At 52.6% G+C, this 20775-nt stretch carries 16 protein-coding genes and 1 tRNA gene; 7 read left to right on the plus strand and 10 right to left on the minus strand.

What is annotated here, in order from left to right:
• Window positions 1–2 precede the first annotated feature (2 nt).
• Window positions 3–1430, plus strand: coding sequence for a DUF1501 domain-containing protein (locus ACFSSA_RS04500; RefSeq protein WP_386818733.1), 1428 nt, complete (start codon window positions 3–5; stop codon window positions 1428–1430).
• A 45-nt stretch (window positions 1431–1475) separates the two neighbouring features.
• On the opposite strand, the gene ACFSSA_RS04505 is transcribed toward ACFSSA_RS04500, so the two are convergent.
• The 5 genes from ACFSSA_RS04505 to ACFSSA_RS04525 form a co-directional block, all read right to left on the minus strand.
• Window positions 1476–2561, minus strand: a complete 1086-nt coding sequence (locus ACFSSA_RS04505; RefSeq protein ID WP_386818735.1) for a type IV pilus twitching motility protein PilT — start codon at window positions 2559–2561, stop codon at window positions 1476–1478.
• A 23-nt stretch (window positions 2562–2584) separates the two neighbouring features.
• Entirely contained in the window at window positions 2585–3637 is a 1053-nt protein-coding gene (locus ACFSSA_RS04510) for a type IV pilus twitching motility protein PilT (RefSeq protein WP_386818736.1), read from the minus strand.
• 98 nt (window positions 3638–3735) lie between these two features.
• Complete coding sequence (locus ACFSSA_RS04515) at window positions 3736–4851, minus strand: prepilin peptidase (RefSeq protein ID WP_386818738.1); 1116 nt, start codon at window positions 4849–4851, stop codon at window positions 3736–3738.
• The gene (gene argH / locus ACFSSA_RS04520) at window positions 4842–6194 is read right to left on the minus strand and encodes an argininosuccinate lyase (protein WP_386818740.1); all 1353 of its coding nucleotides are present in this window, start codon (window positions 6192–6194) and stop codon (window positions 4842–4844) included. The genes ACFSSA_RS04515 and argH overlap by 10 nt, the downstream gene beginning before the upstream one ends.
• Before the next feature lies 1 nt (window position 6195).
• Window positions 6196–7575 (minus strand): UTP--glucose-1-phosphate uridylyltransferase, encoded by a 1380-nt coding sequence (locus ACFSSA_RS04525; protein WP_386818742.1) that lies wholly within the window; start codon window positions 7573–7575, stop codon window positions 6196–6198.
• Between the two features lie 315 nt (window positions 7576–7890).
• Here ACFSSA_RS04525 and ACFSSA_RS04530 point away from each other — a divergent pair, with 315 nt between their 5' ends.
• The 4 genes from ACFSSA_RS04530 (at window position 7891) to ACFSSA_RS04545 (ending at window position 15038) form a co-directional block, all read left to right on the plus strand.
• Window positions 7891–8922, plus strand: a complete 1032-nt coding sequence (locus ACFSSA_RS04530) for an aliphatic amidase (protein ID WP_386818743.1) — start codon at window positions 7891–7893, stop codon at window positions 8920–8922.
• 353 nt (window positions 8923–9275) lie between these two features.
• On the plus strand, window positions 9276–11555 hold the full coding sequence (locus ACFSSA_RS04535) for an NAD(P)-binding domain-containing protein (protein WP_386818745.1): 2280 nt from the start codon (window positions 9276–9278) through the stop codon (window positions 11553–11555).
• Window positions 11556–11557: 2 nt separating this feature from the next.
• Complete coding sequence (locus ACFSSA_RS04540) at window positions 11558–13042, plus strand: glycosyltransferase (protein ID WP_386818747.1); 1485 nt, start codon at window positions 11558–11560, stop codon at window positions 13040–13042.
• Between the two features lie 4 nt (window positions 13043–13046).
• The gene (locus ACFSSA_RS04545; protein WP_386818749.1) at window positions 13047–15038 is read left to right on the plus strand and encodes an MptA/MptB family glycosyltransferase; all 1992 of its coding nucleotides are present in this window, start codon (window positions 13047–13049) and stop codon (window positions 15036–15038) included.
• A 4-nt stretch (window positions 15039–15042) separates the two neighbouring features.
• Here ACFSSA_RS04545 and ACFSSA_RS04550 read toward each other — a convergent pair whose 3' ends face one another.
• The 5 genes from ACFSSA_RS04550 to ACFSSA_RS04570 all read right to left on the minus strand — a co-directional run bounded on the left by ACFSSA_RS04550 (window position 15043) and on the right by ACFSSA_RS04570 (window position 18980).
• Complete coding sequence (locus ACFSSA_RS04550) at window positions 15043–15663, minus strand: hypothetical protein (RefSeq protein ID WP_386818750.1); 621 nt, start codon at window positions 15661–15663, stop codon at window positions 15043–15045.
• A 48-nt stretch (window positions 15664–15711) separates the two neighbouring features.
• Entirely contained in the window at window positions 15712–16974 is a 1263-nt protein-coding gene (locus ACFSSA_RS04555; protein WP_386818752.1) for a competence/damage-inducible protein A, read from the minus strand.
• Window positions 16975–17078: 104 nt separating this feature from the next.
• A complete protein-coding gene (locus tag ACFSSA_RS04560; RefSeq protein ID WP_386818754.1) occupies window positions 17079–17525 on the minus strand; it encodes a hypothetical protein in 447 nt (148 codons plus the stop codon).
• A gap of 18 nt (window positions 17526–17543) precedes the next feature.
• Complete coding sequence (gene purC, locus ACFSSA_RS04565) at window positions 17544–18260, minus strand: phosphoribosylaminoimidazolesuccinocarboxamide synthase (RefSeq protein ID WP_386818756.1); 717 nt, start codon at window positions 18258–18260, stop codon at window positions 17544–17546.
• A gap of 51 nt (window positions 18261–18311) precedes the next feature.
• Entirely contained in the window at window positions 18312–18980 is a 669-nt protein-coding gene (locus ACFSSA_RS04570; protein WP_386818758.1) for a lipoyl protein ligase domain-containing protein, read from the minus strand.
• Window positions 18981–19155: 175 nt separating this feature from the next.
• Between ACFSSA_RS04570 and ACFSSA_RS04575 the strand changes: the two genes are divergently transcribed.
• Window positions 19156–19232 (plus strand) — tRNA-Asp (locus ACFSSA_RS04575).
• A 141-nt stretch (window positions 19233–19373) separates the two neighbouring features.
• On the plus strand, window positions 19374–20768 hold the full coding sequence (gene der / locus ACFSSA_RS04580) for a ribosome biogenesis GTPase Der (protein WP_386818760.1): 1395 nt from the start codon (window positions 19374–19376) through the stop codon (window positions 20766–20768).
• Window positions 20769–20775 lie beyond the last annotated feature (7 nt).

A 20775-nucleotide genomic window follows, 5' to 3' on the forward strand; every position in this document is an offset into this window, starting at 1 on the left:
TTATGAAAATCGATCCCACCTCACTTGAAAATTTTCGGACATATACCAATCGGCGAACTTTTTTGAAACGATCTCTGAGCAGTCTCGGCGCGTTTGCCGTCGGCGACTTGCTGGCTAAATCCGGAGGTATTGATCCGCTGAGTGCGGCGGCCGGCGGCATCTCTCATTTTCAGCCGAGAGTCAAACGCGTGATTCATCTCTGCATGGCAGGCGGACCATCACACCTGGAGACTTTCGATCCCAAGCCGGAGCTCACGCGGCTGGAAGGTCAGGAAATGCCGGACTCCTTTACCAAAGGGCAGCAACTGGCGCAGCTCCAAGGCTCGAAGCTGAAGATAATGGCTCCGCGGTTTGGCTTCAGTCCCCAGGGAAAAAGTGGAATGATGATCAACGATCTCTTCCCACATATCGGCACCATTGCGGATGATATCGCCGTGGTCCGTTCCATGTATACGGAGCAGATCAACCACGATCCGGCGCACACGTTTATGAATACGGGCTCCATTATTCCGGGGCGTCCATGTATGGGAGCATGGACACTCTACGGACTGGGTAGTAGTTCGGAAAATCTACCCGGCTATGTCGTGCTCACCAGCGAGGGTGGCGGGCAGGCCCAGCCAATTTCCTCAAAGCTCTGGAACAATGGGTTTCTGCCCAGCAAGTTCCAGGGCGTCCAGCTACAATCAAAGGGTGATCCCGTCAGTTACGTGAACAATCCCGGAGGTGTAAGCCGTAATGCGCAGAAAGACCTCATCGATACGATCAATAGCCTCAACCACATGCAGCTTGATGCCAGCCATGACCGGGAAATCGCGGCCCGGATTGCCCAGTATGAACTAGCTTTCAAAATGCAGGCATCCGTGCCGGAGCTGACCGATTTCGGCCAAGAGCCCCAGCATATCCTCGATCTATATGGCTGCAAACCTGGCGATGGGAGCTTTGCGTCAAACTGCCTGATGGCACGGCGTTTGGCCGAGCGCGGCGTGCGTTTCATCCAGCTCTATCATCGCGGTTGGGATCATCACAACTCATTGGAAAAGAACTTCCCTGTCTCTGCAAAGCACGTGGATCAGGGCACCGCAGCACTGATCAAAGATCTCAAAGCGCGTGGCCTTCTGGAAGATACTCTGGTCATCTGGGGGGGAGAATTCGGACGGACTCCGATGGCTCAGGGCACAGGCCGCGACCACCACATCAAAGGATTTTCCGTCTTCTTTGCCGGAGGCGGCATCAAAGGAGGGACGGTATACGGCTCCACTGACGAGCTGGGATACTCTGCTGTGGAAAATCCAACTTCCGTGCATGATCTTCACACCACCATGCTGCACTTACTGGGAGTGGATCATAAGCGTCTCACCTATCGCTTCCAAGGTAGAGACTTCCGCCTGACGGATGTCCATGGCGAGCTGATCAAAGGTATTTTGAGTTAGCCTATCCTTGAGGAAGTTTCAGTCTTCCGGGCTCCTTCGTCATCCTCAGCTCCAGATGGATTTCGGCTTCTTCGGCGGCTCCGGATTTTCAAAGATACCGCGCTCGCGGCTATGAAAAATCGCATCCTCCCGTGTGATCAAGCCCTGTTCCAGGAGACTCTTTACGCTTTGGTCGATCGTGCGGTTTCCCTCTTTGTAGCCGATCTCCATCAGCCCGACAACTTGTTCGAGCTTATGCTCACGGATGCAGTGCCGGATCGCGTGATTGGGGCGCATGATTTCCGTAGCCAACACCCTCCCCTTTCCATCAGCTCTCGCAAGCAATCTCTGGCAGACGATCCCCTCAAGCACCGTGGAAAGCTGGGTTACGATCTGGGGCTGCTGATCCGCGGGAAAAACGTCCACCAACCGATCAATCGTCTGCGGCGCATCCGCCGTGTGCAGGGTGGCCAGAACCAAATGCCCGGTCTCCGCAGCTGTCATTGCGATACGAATGGTTTCCAGATCCCGGAGCTCCGATACGACGATGACATCAGGATCCTGCCGCAGCGCCTGACGCAGCGCACGCGGGAAACTCTTCGTATCGCTGCCGACTTCACGTTGTTTGATCAGGCAGGAACTATGGTTGAAAACGTATTCGATGGGGTCTTCCAGACTAATGATCACCCCCCTCCGACTATCGGAAATCCTGCGGATCATGGAGGCCAGCGTGGTCGATTTTCCAGAGCCTGTTGTGCCCGTCACCAGCACCAATCCACTGCGGATATTGCAAAAATGATGAATCACCGGATGATGTCCCAGTGTTTCCAGTTCCGGGATCTCATCTTTGATATGGCGGAAAGTCGCCTCCGCATTTCCGCGCACGATGTGAACATTCCCGCGAAATCTTCCCACGCCCTCGACTTGCAATGCGTAGTCCAGCTCCCACTCTTCATCGAGTGTGGCCCGCTGTGCCTCTGACATGGTGTCCAGTATCAGATTCTTCACAGCCTCCGAATCAAGTGCTTCATCATCCAGAGCGATGAGTGATCCGTTCAATCTCGCGCACGCCGGTGCCAGCGGGCTGAGATGTAAATCGGAGCCGCCTCTAAGGACGGTTTCCTGAAGATATTCCACTATTTCGCGGGGCATTTTTTTCGGGGATTGGTAGTTTTTCAGTGGATACCTCGCATGACGCGATCGAAATCCTGGGGACGTGCGGAAACGCCACGGGCGACTTCTGCCTCGATGAACCCTTGTTTCACAGATGCCACAAGATATTCCAGAAGCGAACAATTTGTCGGTTCCTTGGATTTCAGCAGATAATCCTGAAGCTCCGGAAGACGTTTTTCCATGATCCAGCGGCGGGTGCCCGCTTCATTTTGCATAAACTCAAGGACCGGGAACATTCCACCGCCGTTCCGCGGCAAAAGCTGCTGGGAGATAATCCCGATCAGCTGCGAGGCCAACAAATAGAGCGCACCACCGCTTTTTTCCGAGCCAATCAGGTGAATGAACCGATCCAGTGTATCAACCACGCCACTACTATGTAAGGTAGAGATCACCAGATGGCCCGTTTCGGCAGCATGCAGCGCGGTCAGAGCCGTTTCCGCATCGCGGATTTCACCCAGGAAGAGCACGTCTGGGCTTTGCCGGAGAGCCGAACGCAAGCCCTCGGCGAAACTCTCGGAATCCTGCCGGATTTCTCTCTGGGAAAAGAGCGATTGTTTATTGGTAAAAAGAAACTCGATGGGATCTTCCAGCGTCACGATGTGTCGGGGTAGCTGTTGATTGATCCATTCCAGACACGCGGCCACCGTCGTGGATTTCCCCGAGCCCGTGGGCCCGGTGACGAGCACCAATCCGAAGGGTTTTCTCATCCAAGCTTCCAGCTGCTGCGAGGGCAGGGAAAGGCCTTCCAGGCTTGGAATATCTTCCTTGATCGGGCGCATCACCGCAGCGAGCCGCCCCAGTGAATGATAGAGATTTACCCGTAACCTCCCCCCCCCGGGAACATGCCAGGAGACGTCCGCTTCCTTTCTCAGAGTTGGATTCACATCACAGCCGTGCCAAAGTTCCTGCAAACTTGCGCGGGAAATTGGCTCGGGATTGAGCGGCACGACAACGCCGGATCTCCGTATGCGGGGAGGCTCTCCTTCCATCAAAAAAACGTCGGATGCATCGTTCTCAAATGCATCACGGATAAGCTGATAGAGTGGATTTTCCATGGGTTTTCAGAAAAAAAATCGGTTTCAACCGATTTCCGGCCATACTACGGGGAGGCGGGATCGTTAGAAGCAAAATGATCCGGTTTCTGAAAAATCTCTCAGATACCCACGAGGTTCATATACCACTCCCACAGCTTGTAGCCTCCGAATAGCCACGCACTAGCACCCATCGCCAGAAACGGCCCGAAGGGCAACTGCTTGCCGAAGCCGATTCTGCCAATCAATGCCGCGATCAATGCAAAAAGGGACGCTGAGAACAGTGAGAAAAACACTCCACTGAATCCGAAGAACGCACCAATCATCCCCAGCAAATGGACATCGCCCATTCCCATGGCCTCACGAGGAATCACCGCGCCATTGGCACGTCCACTCAGCGAAACCATATTTTCCAGTTGGAAGGTGCGTCCATCCGCTAGCTCGATGTCTTGCTCACGGATAATCAGCCGACCACCACCGGTTTTCTCGCCGTCCACTACGACTTCCGTGGCATCGACGATCAACTTATCGGTCTTCCTTGAGAAAATATCCCACCAGGGCACGGAATCTTCCCCGATGACAAAACACAGGGGATCCTCGTCGCCCTCGGGTTCTCTCAGCTGCCAGTCGACTTCTTTATCGAATTTCATCTCCTTGCGCCCAAAAGCTTTCTTCCCTAATTCAACCACCGCCCAAAGCCCGAAAAAGCCAGCTACCCAGCCAATCCCGCCATCCACCAAGCCGTCGATCCAGCTCATATTGTAACCTGCCAGCTCGGATATCTCGGGCCACACCGCACAACCGATCAGGCCGATGAGCGAGCCGGCCCATGTAAGATTTGTCGGGATAATCAAATGCTCTGCATCGATATAGGTAATCACGACGAGAAGAGCCATCAACACCCACAGGAACAGCGCTATTTGGGGAGGGAAATTCCACCAAACCAGACCGAAAAGCACTCCGGTTAATATTTCCACCGCAATGTAGCGGAAAGGAATCGGAGCGCGGCAATGCGCACATTTACCGCGCAGACACAACCAGCTCACCACCGGCATATTCTGCCAGATTGAAAGTTGGTTTTTACAAATAGGACAAAACGAACGTTTTGGTTTATTCACCGACATACCCAACGGGATCCGGTAGATCACCACGTTCAAAAAAGAGCCAATACAGGCCCCGATCAGAATTGCGGGAATCAGCCAGATCCAGTGATCTATCGGCGGATAAATTACAGGCACGCTTGCCACCTTTCAACCTCACGCTTCACGTTCTCCACGGATGGAGCACCGACGTTTGTCCGGGCGGCTAATGCCACCTCCAGCGAAAAGACGGATTTCATTTCATCAGTGTAGGCATCATCGATTTCTTTCAGATCCAGCTGATCGAGCGGCACCCCGCTTTTTACAGATTCAGCGACCGCCTTGCCCACCAGCTCATGAGCGGAGCGGAAAGGAACGCCGCTTTTCACCAACGCATCGGCGAGGTCGGTGGCCAACAGCATCGGATCGCTTGCGGCTGCCAGGCATTTCTCCTCTCGCATTTCCATCGCGGCAATCATCTCGGTATTCACCGCGAGAACGAGCAGAAGGGTATCCACGGAATCGAAAAGTGGAGGTTTGTCCTCCTGCAGATCCCGATTGTAAGTAATCGGCAAACCCTTCATCGCAACGAGAAGATTCATGAGGTTTCCCACGAGGCGTCCCGTCTTGCCGCGGGTGATTTCGCACACGTCCGGGTTCTTCTTCTGCGGCATGAGCGACGAGCCCGTGGTATGTGCATCGGAAAGGTTCAAAAAGCCAAACTCACTACTGCACCACAGGATCAGATCCTCACTGAGACGCGAGAGATGGACACCGCACATGGAGATCGTGAAAAGCAGCTCTGCGATATAATCGCGGTCCGCGATCGCATCCATCGAGTTATGCGTGATACCATCAAAACCCAGCTCTTTTGCGATAGCATTTCTGTCCAAATTAATCGTGGACCCCGCGAGCGCTCCAGAGCCGAGGGGCGAAATATTCAGACGCTTCCGGCAATCCGCAAGGCGCCCCTTATCGCGCTCCAACATTTCCACATACGCCAGAAGGTGATGACCCGCCGTCACTGGCTGACCACGCTGAAGGTGGGTGTAGCCTGGCATCACCGTCGCCGCATACCGGGAAGCCTGGTCCAGAAGGACTTTTTCCAAACCAGTGATCGCCGTGAGCAAACCATCAATCTGGGTGCGACAATACAACCGGGTATCTGTCGCCACCTGATCGTTGCGCGAGCGGGCCGTATGGAGCTTTCCGCCGGCAGCACCTATGCGTTTGGTAAGCTCCGCCTCAATGTTCATGTGGATATCCTCGAGAGAAGTCCGGAACTCAAAGCGACCTTCCCGGATATCGGTTTCGATCCCGCGCAGCCCTTCTTCAATCGAGCTGAATTCCTCCTCTGTCAGCAACCCGGCGTTCAACTGTGCACGCGCATGCGCGATGGATCCCGCAACGTCGTGCGGAAACAATCTCCAGTCATATGAAATCGACTCGCCAAACTGTTCAACCAGCGACGACGTATCCTGTGCAAAACGTCCTTTCCACATACTAATAGCTTCCGTTTTTATAAGTTCCCGCGGCGATGACTTTTCGCTCCGCCTGCGGATTTTCAAATTTTACATCTCCTTCAACGATCACACCTTCTTCGAAAGCGATCAGACCGGAAACGACAAGTGAATCACATTTGATCAGGCTGGGAACGCCAAGTGCGTCCAAGGATTCCACTAGTTTATACTCAGCTGAAAGCGAGATATCCGGTGGCACGCCATTGCGTTCATTCCTCAATCTGACCTGGCCGTTTTCGAGGATTTCATAGGCATCCGATCTCAGCGCAAGCAGATCGGATGTGGTTTTCACAGGCGCGAAACGACTGCGCGGAACCTCAATGGCCAGCGCCCCCTCAAAGCATTCGATCGCGGAGCCCATAGCAATCTCCAGCTGAAAGACAGGCGTAGAGCCGGGATCACGAGGATCGACAGTTTTGCGGTTCTTAATCATCGGCAACGGAAGCACTCCAGAATCCGCACCAAGCTGGGCTTTCAATCTCTCCAGGTTCAGCCAGAGACTGTTTGTATTAAAATAGCGATGCTTCCCGATGTTCTGGAATTCCTCCAGGTTTTCCTCGGGACATTGGGCGACCTCCCGCAGCAAAAGCCGTCCATCGCGCTTCCGTTTGGCCAAATGTCCGCCCTTTTTGTCCGCAGCAGTGCGGCGGGTGACTTCCATCATAAACGGAGCGCCGGATTCCGCGAAAAATGCCAGCAGCGAAGGATCTAGGATTGCTCCGAGATTATCGGAATTCGAGACAAAAGCATACTTCACGCCTTCTGCCAGCAGGCGGTCCAGCCAACCGCTGCCCACCAAGGCGGGATACAGATCGCCATGCCCGGGAGGGCACCATTCCTGCTCCGGATCCACAGGCCATTCGACAGGCTTTAGCGTTTCCGCATCGATTTTGGGAATCATGTTCTGCATCATTTCCACCTCCGTGGCGGATGACAGACCATCCGACTCGTATTTCGCGAGATGACCTAGCGTTTCCTCACTGGTGCTAAAGCTGTTCATCAGCAGCAACCGGACCTTCTTTCCGCTCTGTTCTCGCAGGGACAGCGTCTGCCGGATCATCAGATCGAGGAAATTTACCCCCTTCCGAACCGCGAGAAGACTCTTCGGCCCCTGCAGGCCCATCCCCGTCCCGAGACCGCCATTGAGTTTTATCACCGCCACTTGCCCGAGCAGACCCGGCTCCTGATGCGATGGGAGTTCCTCCGCCTTCAGCAAATCGGCGTTCGGCTCAATGCTTTCTTCGGGGATCATACCCGTCTCATTGCGGAGGAGAGCCTCATAATTCCTGCGAAAGACAGCCACAGGAGCATCGCCCATCCCCGCAGTCCTCATTTTTATCTCAAATGCATCGAAATCGCTCATGGGCGTATACTTCACGAGACCCTCCGCCAGGTAAATCCCAAATATTCCTGCAATCGGTGGCTATAAAGCTGGTGCGCTGGGATATTTGTATCCGGGAAATCCGTTTATCTGGCACCACGATAGAGCTGCACAAAACCGGAAAAAGTGAAGCAACGCAGGCAGCTGGCCAACTAAAACCAGCGGTTTTGAGATATGGAAAATATCCGCACGTATGAGCCATTTTACTAGATCTACAGTATCCTGATGAAGCGGTTTAACGCCAGGATCTGGTATGGAGGATGCTGGGTAGCCGAAAGCTTAAATCAGATCGAACTTATGAGACACGGAGATATTTCCAGTAGCCCGGATACAGTAGGAGTAGCAGTTGTAAACTACAGGATGCCACGGCTTCACACGCGTGAAGATGTCTTGGAAAATGCAGCAAGAATTGCGGAGATGATCAAGGGGATGAAACTGGGGCTGCCTGGTATGGATCTCGTGATTTTTCCGGAATACAGCACCATGGGCATCATGTATGACCGGGATGAAATGATGGCTACTGCTGCCACTATCCCGGGAGATGAGACCAGGATTTTTAGCGCGGCTTGTCGGGAAGCCAATACCTGGGGTGTGTTTTCCATTACAGGAGAACAGCACGAGGATCATCCCAATAAAGCTCCATACAATACCCTCATTCTTATCAATAATTTGGGTGAGATCGTCCAAAAATACCGGAAGTGCATTCCCTGGTGTCCCATCGAAGGCTGGTATCCCGGCGATACCACCTATGTCTCCGAAGGCCCGAAAGGGATGAAAATCAGCCTGATCATTTGTGACGATGGAAACTATCCGGAAATTTGGCGCGATTGTGCGATGAAAGGAGCTGAGCTGATTGTTCGCTGCCAAGGGTATATGTATCCGGCCAAAGAGCAGCAGGTGATGATGGCAAAGAGCATGGCCTGGGCGAACAATTGCTATGTCGCAGTTGCAAATGCCGCCGGGTTCGACGGAGTTTATTCATACTTCGGTCACTCTGCGATCATAGGATTCGATGGTAGGACTCTCGGCGAGTGTGGAGAAGAGGATATGGGTGTCCAATACGCGCAGCTTTCGGTGAGCCAGATCCGTGATGCACGCGCCAATGACCAGTCTCAGAACCACCTTTTCAAATTACTACACCGCGGCTACACCGGGGTTCATAATTCCGGGGACGGCGATAAGGGGGTCGCGGCATGTCCTTTCGATTTCTATAGAAACTGGGTGATGAATCCCGGGAAAGCCCAGGCAGATGTGGAAGCGATGACTCGTGGAACCATCGGCGTGGCAGATTGCCCTGTGGGAACCCTACCGTGTGCCGACAAGGAGTAAACGGCCGGGTAAATCCGGAACTCCTATCCAGCCGGAATCATGTCAGTGATGTTCCGGCTGACAATAACCGGACAAAACCGGAGCCCGCGGCGCACTCGGCAAAATGGACGTCTCTCCCGGTTCCGTTTCGGCTCAGAACGGGTGGTCAATTTTCTCAAACCTGGAATTATCGGGCAAGTTCTGGCTCTAGACTCCGTTTGGCTCCGCCGATTCCGCTGACCGCGCTCTAAGAGCCGAGGAATATATTCATTTTTTACAACTTTTCTGGAATACTGCCGCACGCGAGGGCTCTTCCAAAGGTGTATCCGGGCATCTCGTTGATCCCGCGATTCGCACCTGCGGAACCTCTCAAAATGATGGCAAACCCTATTGCAAAATACTTCAACTGGCTTCACGGCAAATGGCCTGCCGGGAAAGTGGAAAAATCTCCGGAAGTCAATGATGACGGCACTTGCAATGTTCCCGGGATCTACATTGTCGGGGATCTGACCGGCGTCCCATTGCTGAAGTTCTCCGCCGATACCGGTGCACGGGCAGTCGCATCCATACTGTCTGAGCCCGGCTTCTCCAAAGGCGGTGCTGATACGGACTTATTGGATCTCGCTATCATCGGAGCAGGTGTTTCCGGTATTTCCGCAGCCATTGAAGCAAAAAAGAAAGGACTTCGTTACGCCATTTACGAGTCTGCCGAATCTTTCTCCACCATACGGAATTTCCCGAGAAAAAAGCCTATCTACGCGTATCCAACGGAGATGACCCCAGCCGGTGAAATGCGCTTTCATGCGGAGATCAAAGAAGATCTATTGGTGGAGCTAAACGCCCAGCGGGAGGAACATGGAATTGAGACAACCAAAGCTGCTATTGAGAAACTTACGCGCCAGGACGGATATATCGAGCTTCACTCGGATAGCGGCGTAATAAAGGCCAATCGGGTCATTGTTGCCATCGGCCGCACGGGGAACTTCCGCAAACTCAACGTCCCCGGAGAGGGCCTGGACAAAGTATCCAACCGCTTGATCGATGCTTCCAAATATTCGGCAAAACGAGTCTTGGTGGTAGGCGGAGGCGACTCTGCCATGGAAGCTGCGATTTCCCTCGCGGAGGCAGGAGCGAGCGTTGATCTATCTTACCGTAAGAAGGAATTTTCCCGCCCCAAGCCTGAGAACATCGAAAAGCTGCAAGAATTGGAATCGGAAGGCAGGCTCACTCTCCAGCTCGGCACAAATCTACAGGATATTTCAGACGAATCCGTTACTCTCTGTGGCGAGGACGGTTGTGATAACGTGATCGACAACGATTATGTCTTTACCCTCATCGGGCGTGAGGCGCCGCTGGATTTTTTCCGCAAATCCGGCATCAATGTCACAGGAGACAAAGGTCTGAAATTCTGGCTGACGATGTCATTGGCACTGCTCTTCTGCGTATGGATGTATCATTGGAAAAAGGGAGGCGATCTACCTTTTGGAGGCAAGCTGCCAGCATTTCTCAATCCCCGACCGGGTAATCTCTACACAATGTTTACCGGCTGGTGGGACACGCCGGGGACTGTAGGACAAATTGTCAAAAGCTCGATCAGCGATCCCGGATTTTACTACTCCCTGGCCTACTGCCTGTGCGTTTTCTTTTTTGGCCTACGCAGAATCCGCCGTCGTAAAACACCATATGTGAAGCGCCAGACTACGGTGCTGATACTCATCCAGTGGATCCCGCTATTTATACTTCCCTACTTTGTTTTCCCATGGATGGGCGGAAACGGCGTATTCACCTCCGGCGGCATCGGCCAGTGGTTCGGCGAGACTTTTTTATCCAATGGGCCCGGCACCGCACCGGATCAATATTGGCGGAGTTTCGGTTTCATTCTCGCGTGGCCGCTCTTTGTCTTCAATCTTTTCACCGATGCTCCAATGTGGGGGTGGCTGGTTCTCGGCTTCGTCCAGACTTTTGTGATCATCCCATTCATCGTCTGGCGCTGGGGAAAAGGCGCGTATTGTAGCTGGATCTGCTCCTGCGGGGCTCTTGCCGAGACCATGGGCGATGCGCAGCGACATAAAATGCCGCATGGCCCGTTTTGGAACAAGCTCAACATGCTTGGGCAGGTGATTCTTGCCTTCGCCTTCGTCATTCTCGGGGTCCGCATCGTCGGCTGGATCTTCCCCTCCACCGGACTGAACGATCTTTTCAAGCAATTGCTTTATGACATGCCAGTCCTCAATTACTCATATTTTGTAGATCTCTGGTTGGCCGGCGTTCTCGGTGTGGCATTTTATTTCCATCTTTCAGGTCGTGTATGGTGCCGATTTGCCTGCCCACTGGCGGCGTTGATGCACATCTACGCCCGTTTCACGCGCTTCAGGATCTTTGCCGACAAAGACAAGTGCATTTCGTGCAACGTTTGCACCACCGTATGCCACCAGGGAATTGATGTCATGGCTTTCGCTAATAAAGGCAAGCCTTTGAAAGACCCGGAATGTGTGCGCTGCTCCGCATGTGTCCAAAGCTGCCCAACCGGCGTTCTGAATTTCGGTAGATTTGGAAAAGAAACCTCTGGTGGGCGGGAAGTAATCTTCGATACCCTTCCTGCATCCTTGGTTCAACTGGCCGAGCGGCGCAAAAAAAACGCAGATAATTCTTAAGCATGTTCCTGGAAATTTTGCGTATTTTTGCGCTTTGTCTTTATGTCACCGCCAGCCTCGGACTCATTTTTTATGGGCTGAATTCCTACATACTCCTTTACCTATACAAACGCCGTGCACGAAGCACCGCCGAACGGCAAACTGAACAGGAGGAACAATGGATCAAGAACGTAGCAGACTCCGATCTTCCAATCGTTACCACTCAAATCCCGCTCTACAATGAACTGAATGTTGCAGGTAGAGTTATATCCGCCGTTGCCGCCTTCGATTATCCGCAAGGCAAGCACCAGATCCAGGTTCTCGATGACTCAAATGATGAGACCCGGGAACTGGTGGACAGACTGGCTGCCGAGCTCCGCGGAAAGGGAATCTGGATCGACGTTTTCCGTAGACAAAAGCGCCATGGCTACAAAGCGGGTGCATTGAATGATGCCATGCCGGAGGCCAAAGGCCAATTCATCGCCATTTTTGATAGCGATTTCATCCCTGCTCCGGATTTTCTCAGGAAAATGCTGCCCCACCTGGCCGACCAAAATACCGCTCTCGTTCAGGCACGATGGACGCATTTGAACCGTGAGCACTCACTCCTTACCCGTGCGCAATCAATCGGGATCGACGGTCATTTCCTCATTGAGCAAACCGCGCGTTCCGCAAACCGATTGTTTCTCAACTTCAATGGGACCGCCGGGGTCTGGCGGCGGACTGCCATCGACGACGCAGGTGGCTGGACAGCGGACACATTGACCGAGGATCTGGACCTTTCCTACCGTGCGCAGTTGCGCGGGTGGCATCTCGAATATGTGCCGGCAGTGACGGTTCCTGCCGAGCTTCCGGAAAGCTACACGGCTTTCAAAAGCCAGCAATTTCGCTGGGCGAAAGGCTCCCTGCAAACGGCTATCAAACTATTACCGACTGTCCTGCGGTCAAAGGAGAGCCTTTTCACAAAGCTACAATCACTCTTTCACCTTTGCCATTATTTCGCACATTTTCTGATGTTGCTGGTGGTTCTCCTGGCGTATCCGACATTCCGACAGATCGGGTCCGCCAGCTATCATCCGGTTATCGTCGCGATCTTTTCTGTGCCGTTGATTCTCGCCACTCTGGGGCCTTCCATCCTTTATATTTCCTGCCAGGTTCTTCTTTACCCGAAAGAATGGCCGCGCCGGGTCGTCATCTTGCCTGCGCTGATGCTGGTGGGCTTCGGTATTTGCATTTCAAATACCCGGGCGGTTTTCGAGGCACTTCTCGGCATCAAAAGCGGTTTTGTCCGCACACCGAAATCCGGCGAGGTTATCAAGAAGGCCTACCGGACAAGATCGAACCTGTTGCCGATGCTAGAGATCGGCGCCGGATTTTACGCGGCATGGTCCATCTATCTTCTCGCTCATTATGGGAATCTCACGATCCTACCTTTCATGAGTATCTACTTTTTTGGTTTTATGATGGTGGGCACTTCAAGCCTCCGCGAGCAACTACGGACAGCCTAGTTCCATGATTTCCCTCCGCCCTATTGCGTGGACAGTCTCGCTCATCCTCGGTTTGATCTTCGTCACGGCTTGGGCCTTGCTGCCAGCCTTGGAGAGCGAACCGGAGCTCCGTGTCTTTCTGTTCAGCGGACTAGGTATTACAATGCTCGGAATGGTTTTTACCTTCCCAGCAGTCACCGGTAAAAGTTCGATCGGGCTGCTTGTGTTTGGCGCAATTCTTCTACGGATATTGCTTCTTCCCTCTCCGGTCTCGGACGATGTGAACCGCTATCTATGGGAAGGAAAGCTGGTCTCCTCCGGGGAAAATCCGTATCTCAGCACAGCTGATGACCCACGGTGGATGGAGAGACGGGATATCTATTGGGAGGGAATGAATCATCGCGATCGTCCTACCGCTTATCCTCCGGGTATTCAGTGGATTATGGCGGGAACGGCAAGTATCCACTATCACCCGTTTTCATTCAAAATTTTATCGGTAGCCGCGGATCTATTATCCCTCCTGCTGGTTATCATCATCCTTAACCGTGAACGATTTCCCCTTCGGTGGGCCGGGTTCTATGCGTTCAATCCTGTGATACTGATCGCCTTTGCGGCGGAAGCCCATTTCGATTCCCTAATGATCGCCACAATTCTAGGCGCTCTGATGGCAGCAAAAGCGAAGCGGTTGTTGCCAGCCCTTTTTCTTTTAGCTCTTGCGGTCCAGATAAAATTTATCGCGCTGATTTTGTTGCCGCTGTTCCTTGTTCCGGACACGGGAAACGCCGGAAAAACCATAAAGCACGTAGCTACTATATTACCCGCATTCGGGGTATTTCTCCTGATGTTGATTGCTCCCTCGATCCCCTTTGGTGACGGACTGATCTCATGGATCAGAGGCACCTCCGATTTCGCGGGGAACAGCGCTTTCAACGGACCGCTATTTACTTTTTTCAGCGTTCTAGGCGCAAACGAACTACTCGTCCGTGCTCTCTGTTATATCGTCTTTTTTGTGGGCTTTACCGCAGTGTGTATCGCACGAATCCGCGGCCTGGCGTTAGCGGCATCATCGGGCATTGCATTGACATTGCTACTCATTTGCTCGCCGATTGTTCACTTTTGGTATCTTGCCTGGATTCTACCATTCGCCGCATTACGACCCTCTTTTGGTTGGACTACAGCCTCGATAACTATGGCCGTATATTTCCTCGCCTGGCGCACTCAGGCAGTCCATGGCTGGTGGGGATTCCAGCCCGAGGTTTCTTTATTCATATGGATTCCTGTGTTTTGCGCATTTCTTGCCCAGAACCGACACCTACCAGCTAGGATCGCTTACTTCCTGAAGACCGGGCGGCAATCCAAAGCCAGGAACGATCTTGGAATTGTGATCCCTGTAATAGCACAAGGCGCCCGATCAGAGGCACTCGTCGAAAGGCTTGGCAACGAGCTTCCCGCTGGAACTCAAATCATCATTGCAGATGCTTCACAACAACTGGGTCGTGGCAATCAGATTGCAGCTGGAATCTCCAAATTGGACACCGATTGGGTCCTAGTCGCCCACGCGGATACCATCTCGGCACAGGGATGGTATCAAAATCTTATGTTAGCTATCGAAGCGCATCCGGAGGCGGCTTTGATGGTTCTCGGGCAGAGGTTTGACAAAGTCTCTCCTGGAACATTGCTTGTGGAAATACTTAACGAACTTCGGGTTGTGTTCGGCGGAGTCGCATTCGGAGATCAAACCATGGTTATCCGGCGAAGTGCGCTCGATAGCCTCGGCGGGTTTCCTGCACAACCGTTGATGGAAGACGTTGAGGCAAGCCTGCAGCTAGATAAACGAGGACCTATCCTTTATCTCGGCCACGAGTGGTCGGTCTCGGCGGTGAAGTGGAATGATAACTTCGGCTTGCGCTTTCTGACAGTCATTCGTTTGGTGGCGACCTATCAATTCACCCGCCTGAAGGGCCCCACCGAAGCAGCCAAATGCGCGGAAAAACTATACACGCAGTATTACAAGTAATACCTTAGTTTTGCCCGGCGAGCCATCCGGCACAGAGCTGGCTCCACGTTTCCAATCTTTCGGATAATTCTTCGTTGAGCTCCTCGATAGTCGCCCACGAAAGATCTGTCAAAGCGTCTTCTCTGGATGAAACTTCCTCGCTTTCGAGCTCCACAAGATGGACAACTCCCAAGTGGACTTCACCCACCGGATTCGACTCATCATTGAGCAAGCCCACGATCCGCATCTCGTAATCGCAGAGAATCTCAAGCTCTTCATCTATCTCCCTTTGAACCGCTGAATAATAGGCCGCCGCGCCTTTTCTTCCATCCAGCATATCGATGGGATTGATGTGACCGCCCACCCCGATCGATAGTTTTGCATGAAGACGGTTCTCACCGCCTGCCTTACCCCGGGTATAATGCAGAACTTTTTCACCGCATTTAAAAATGCAGTAAGGGATGATCTGCTTGTGGCTTGGGTCCTCTTCCGCCTGCGCACGATCCATGAAGAAATGAGCATCGTCTTCCAGCAGAGCGGCCACTGCGTCATCGACACCATCGGCACGGAGCCCCTCGAACATTCCAATCTCTTCGAGCAAGGCACGTTTCACCACCAATACTTCTTCACCAGCATATTTCGACATGCGCGATCCTTCTGATTTCTCTCCTGCCAGACAACTCTGAAATCACATCTAGATTTTCATCAAATGTCTTCTGATCATATCCAATGCGGACTGACTGACAGACTCCTTGAAATCGAGACGATTGCGGGGATGGAAAAATCTTCTGGCACTGGTCCCGCAACCTTCTGCGGCAAGAGCAATCCATGCTGTGCCGATGGGCTTTTCAGGACTTCCACCACCCGGTCCGGCAATACCTGTCACCGAAATTGCGATATCGGCTCCACTCTCCTTCCTGGCACCTTCAGCCATTGCTATCGCTACCTCCTCACTCACAGCGCCATGAGCAGCGATCAAGGCCTCGTCTACGCCGATCTGACTTGCCTTTGCCTCGTTTGAGTAGGTTATCCAGCCATGGGTGTAAACCTCGCTCGAACCGGGAACATCGGTGATCCTACTTCCAATCAAGCCACCAGTGCAGCTCTCTGCAGATGCCAATTTCAGGGATTTTTCAGCAAGTAGCCGAACTACCGTAGCTTCAAGACTGGAGCCATCTTCGCTAATAAGACCGCCTGAAAAGCGATCGACCGCGAGATCTCTCGCAAACCGGATAACTTCGGGCTTCCCGATCAGTCGTAAATCCACCTCGCCGATCCGTGCGCAATAACCATACTCCAAACCGTCGATCGCTGCCAATTCGGCATCAATGCTCTGGTGAAAATCGCTCTCGCCGATTCCCGTGAACTTCAGTTCAAGCACATCAGAAATGTTCTCCACACCGGCCAGCGCTTTGATTCGCGGTTTCACCTCTTCGTGAAACATTGGATAAAGTTCACGCGGGGGGCCGGGCAGTAGAAAAATTGCACAATTCGAGCGACCGTTGATACGCGGCGGAAGGTAAAGCCCAGGAGCCGTTCCATTCGGATTGGGCAGAACATCAGCGCCGACAGGCACAAGCGCTTGTTTGAGATTGGCCTCTGCCATCACTTTGTTTCTTGCAGAGAAAAACACCTCCAAGGTCCTCATCGCCGCCTCATCCTGGACAAGCTCTATCCCAAGAGTCTCAGCCACGATCTCACGGGTTAAGTCATCACTAGTCGGCCCCAGACCACCGGTAATCAGAAGAACATCGGCTCTATCGACGATCTCTTCAAAAGCTTCGCGGATCGCATCGCCGTCCGGAACAGTCGCCTGCCGCGCCACTCTCAATCCCATTCCGAAAAGTTCCTTCCCGAACCAACCACCATGGGTATTTAGCGTATTGCCAAGCAAAAGTTCTGTTCCGGTATTGAGTATCTCGATTTTCACGCCGGAGATTCGGCGCGGCTTTTCCATCTCTCAAGCCCGATTATCCAAACTTTTGGTAAAAATGAAAAAAGCCGTCTGATGTTCTCCATTCAGACAGCTTGGTAAACCTTGATGACAGAGCTGTTTTCCAGCTATTCCCAAAGATAGGATTGCTTGGTCGAAATCGGCTCACCATCGACAATGAGACTCATCTTCCAGGCAAGCACCCGTCCATTTTCGAAATAATCCTTTCCGATCACCGAGAATTCTTCCTTTCCCCGGGCTCCAGATCCAGAAATATCACGGCGCATCGTTTTGACGCGGCTGCCGCTTTCTCCCTGCAGGTATTGGAAAAGCAGTTCCTTTTTCGCCCCTGCTTCGGCATTCCACAGCACTGTGAAATACTGTCCAAGACGATTGCCCCGCTCTTCCATGCTAACCGCCCCGTAGAGGCGACGCAGTTTTTCCTGCCGGACCATGGGATCGTCCGTCTTATCTGTTACCTGATCCCGCAGGGTGTATTGTTTCACCACCAGCGCTTCCTTGGGGCCGGCACAACCCGCCAGGGCACAAACCATTAGAATCAGGTAATTTTTCATAAAGAACAAGCAGTCTGTTTACGCGGAAAGGCGGGCTTTGAGACGACCGAGCACCTCCTCATAGGCCTCCATGACATTTCCCAAATCACGACGGAAACGGTCTTTATCCATTTTTTCTCCGGTCTTCAGGTCCCAAAGGCGGCACCCGTCCGGACTAATTTCATCCGCCAAGACGATTCTTGATGGATCACTGGCAAGACGCCCGAATTCCAGTTTGAAATCAACCAACTTCAATCCCACTTCCGAAAACAACTCACTGAGAATCCCATTCACCTTCAAGGCGGATTCCCTCAGAAATTCGAGATCCGAAACCGATGCCAGTTTCATTTCCCGGATATAATCATCGTTGATAAGCGGATCTCCCAATTCATCGCTCTTGTAGGAAAACTCGATAATCGGTGTTTCGAATGCTTTTCCTTCTTCCATCCCAGTGCGCTTGCAGAAACTCCCAGCGGAAATATTCCTTACAATCACCTCCACCATCAGGATTTCGACACGTTTCACCTCAACGTTTGTTTCGTCAATCTGACGGACAAAGTGAGTCGGCACCCCTACTTTTTCCAAATATTGATAAATCAGTGTGCTAATCGCATTATTGAGACGCCCCTTATTCTCAAAGGAAGCCTTCTTTTCACCATTGAAAGCCGTCGCATCGTTTTTAAACTCCATCCTTAGCGTTGTAGGATCTTCGGTTTCCCACAGTCGCTTCGCTTTCCCCTCATAAATTGGCTGCATGACTTGTGGTAAATTTTCCAACGAATCCGGTCAAGCTTCCTCAACGCCATCTTAACGCCTCCCCAGCCAGGTTGCGGTCCCATATTTGAGACCTATCAGCTCCGAAATCCGGGCGGAATCCACTGAAATTCTAGCCTCATGCCAATTCTCCGCAAGGCATCCGGCGAAAGCCTTGCCTCTAGCGGCCCGGTTATCTCCATCAGCTAACGCGACAGAACCCTGATGCAACAATCCATTTTTGCTCCGTCTTTGTGCGGCTCCAGCCAGCTTCCTTCCATCTTCCACTCCCACGACATCGAACTCCACCGGATTCTGGAAACAAAGATCTCCCGACTTTTCAACACCGCCAGAAAGAGCCACCATGACACCTTCCCGCGAAAGCACTTTCACCAAAACATCGTGGATTACCCGATAGCTCTCCGCACTCTTCATACGCGCCGCGGCAGAACCCCGGGGAATCATCAAACTATAAGTCCAGTCGTTTCGATGATCCACCACACCCCCACCCGTCCAGCGTCGGACCCATTTGAGATCCCCCATATTATACTGCGCTTCTGCGAGTTCCCCGAAGTAGCCGATGCTACCCCAGTTCCCGTCCCACTGGTAAACCCGTAGCAACGGTAACTCCTGTTTCTCCAGTAGCCACTCATCCACCGCCATATTTTCAGGCCCGGAACGTCGAAGAGGATCAATCCAAAGCTCCAAATCACGAAAAATCATGCACTCAGACTACTCACTGCAGACGTTTCGCCAAGCGTGGAGACTTTTTTCAACATCGCAAAACCCAGCTGTTTCAAGGGTTTGAAGACACCTTGGAAAAAAAAATGCATTTAGAGTAAAAAAGAGATTGCAGAAAACCGGAACTCCCAATAGCTTCCGCGCACCCGAACGGGATGGAGCGGTAGCTCAGTTGGTTAGAGCGCCAGCCTGTCACGTTGGAGGTCGCGGGTTCGAGCCCCGTCCGCTCCGCCATCCCTATTCGAGTTGACCCCGCCATCGGCTTTCAAAAGCCCATCGGCGGGGTTTTTCTTTATAGTAATCTCGCATCTACGCATCTAGCATCCCTCAGAGTTTTCCCTGTTCCGGGTAACCTGAAATCTGAAATCTAAAGTCATGCCCACAGTAGCAATCGTTGGACGTCCTAACGTCGGAAAATCCGCACTCTTCAATCGTCTTGCAGGACGTAAGATTGCAATCGTTCACGACCAGCCCGGAGTTACGCGTGATCGCATTTCCGCGGGTTGCACCCTCACAACGCATCCATGCACTCTGATTGATACCGGCGGTATCGGCGCAACCTTGGACGATGGCTTCGGCGAACAGGTGGCAATCGAGGCAGACATCGCCATGCAGACAGCGGATCTGATTTTATTTCTCGTAGATGCCCAGGAAGGACTCACCTCCATTGATCAGGCGCTAGCCCAAAAGCTGCGCAGAGCCACACCACCAGTTTTACTCGTGCTCAACAAGGTCGACCACGATAAGCACGAGTCCGCATTCTCGGATTTTACCAGCTTGGGTCTTCCCAACAGTGTCTTTGTTTCCGCAGAGCACGGACGAAACTTTTCTGAGTTGATCGAGAAAATCGATGAGGTCATTGAGCCATTGCATGTGGAGACGGAAGAGGTGATGGAAGTCGCCGAAGCCGCGGGTATCAAGCTGGCTATTGTCGGCAAACCAAATGCCGGGAAATCTTCTCTTATCAATGCTATCCTTCAGGATGAACGCACCATCGTCTCTTCAATTGCCGGGACAACGAGAGATGCTGTTGATCTCCCTTACACTTTCAACGGTGAAAATTTCACACTGATCGATACGGCAGGACTCCGCCCCCGGGGCAAGCGTGACAACTCAGTGGAAGTCTTTTCCGCAATACGCTCGGAAAAAGCCATCCGCCGTGCAGATCTTTGCGTTCTCGTCATCGATCTTTCCGCCGGAGTCTCTGCCCAGGATCGTAAGATCGCACAACTTATTCTTGAGGAGAAAAAGCCATGTCTGATCGTTCTGAACAAATTTGATCTCTATCATCCGGGCGCGGATTACAAAGATCGCGTAGCTGAAGCAGAAGTACATGTCAGACGGGAGCTTTTCTTCCTTTCTTACGCTCCATTCGTTGCCTGCTCCGCCAAAACCGGAGACTCTACCACACATGTTCTCAAGAAAGCCCTGGCCATCAAGAAGGGAGCCCAGGATATTCCGGGAACCGGCAAGCTGAATCGCATTTTGCAGACGGCCATGCTTAAGAATCCGCCGCCAACGGATAACAAGGCGAAGCGTCTCAAGCTTTATTACGCGACGGCTGCTCTCAACGAAAAATATTCTGTGATTCCTGTTCCTACCGTCGTCCTGTTTGTCAACGACAAGCATCTGATGAAGGATTCCTACCTGGCGTATCTAACCAATCAGTTCCGCACCGCGCATCCTGCACCGGGAATACCGGTAATCTTCTCGACCCGATCACGCACCCGCCGTGAATGGGAACCACCGAAGAAAGATCAAGGTCACTGACCATTCC

Origin of the sequence: Luteolibacter algae (genome assembly GCF_042683045.1) — a bacterium.
Lineage (GTDB): Bacteria > Verrucomicrobiota > Verrucomicrobiia > Verrucomicrobiales > Akkermansiaceae > Luteolibacter > Luteolibacter algae.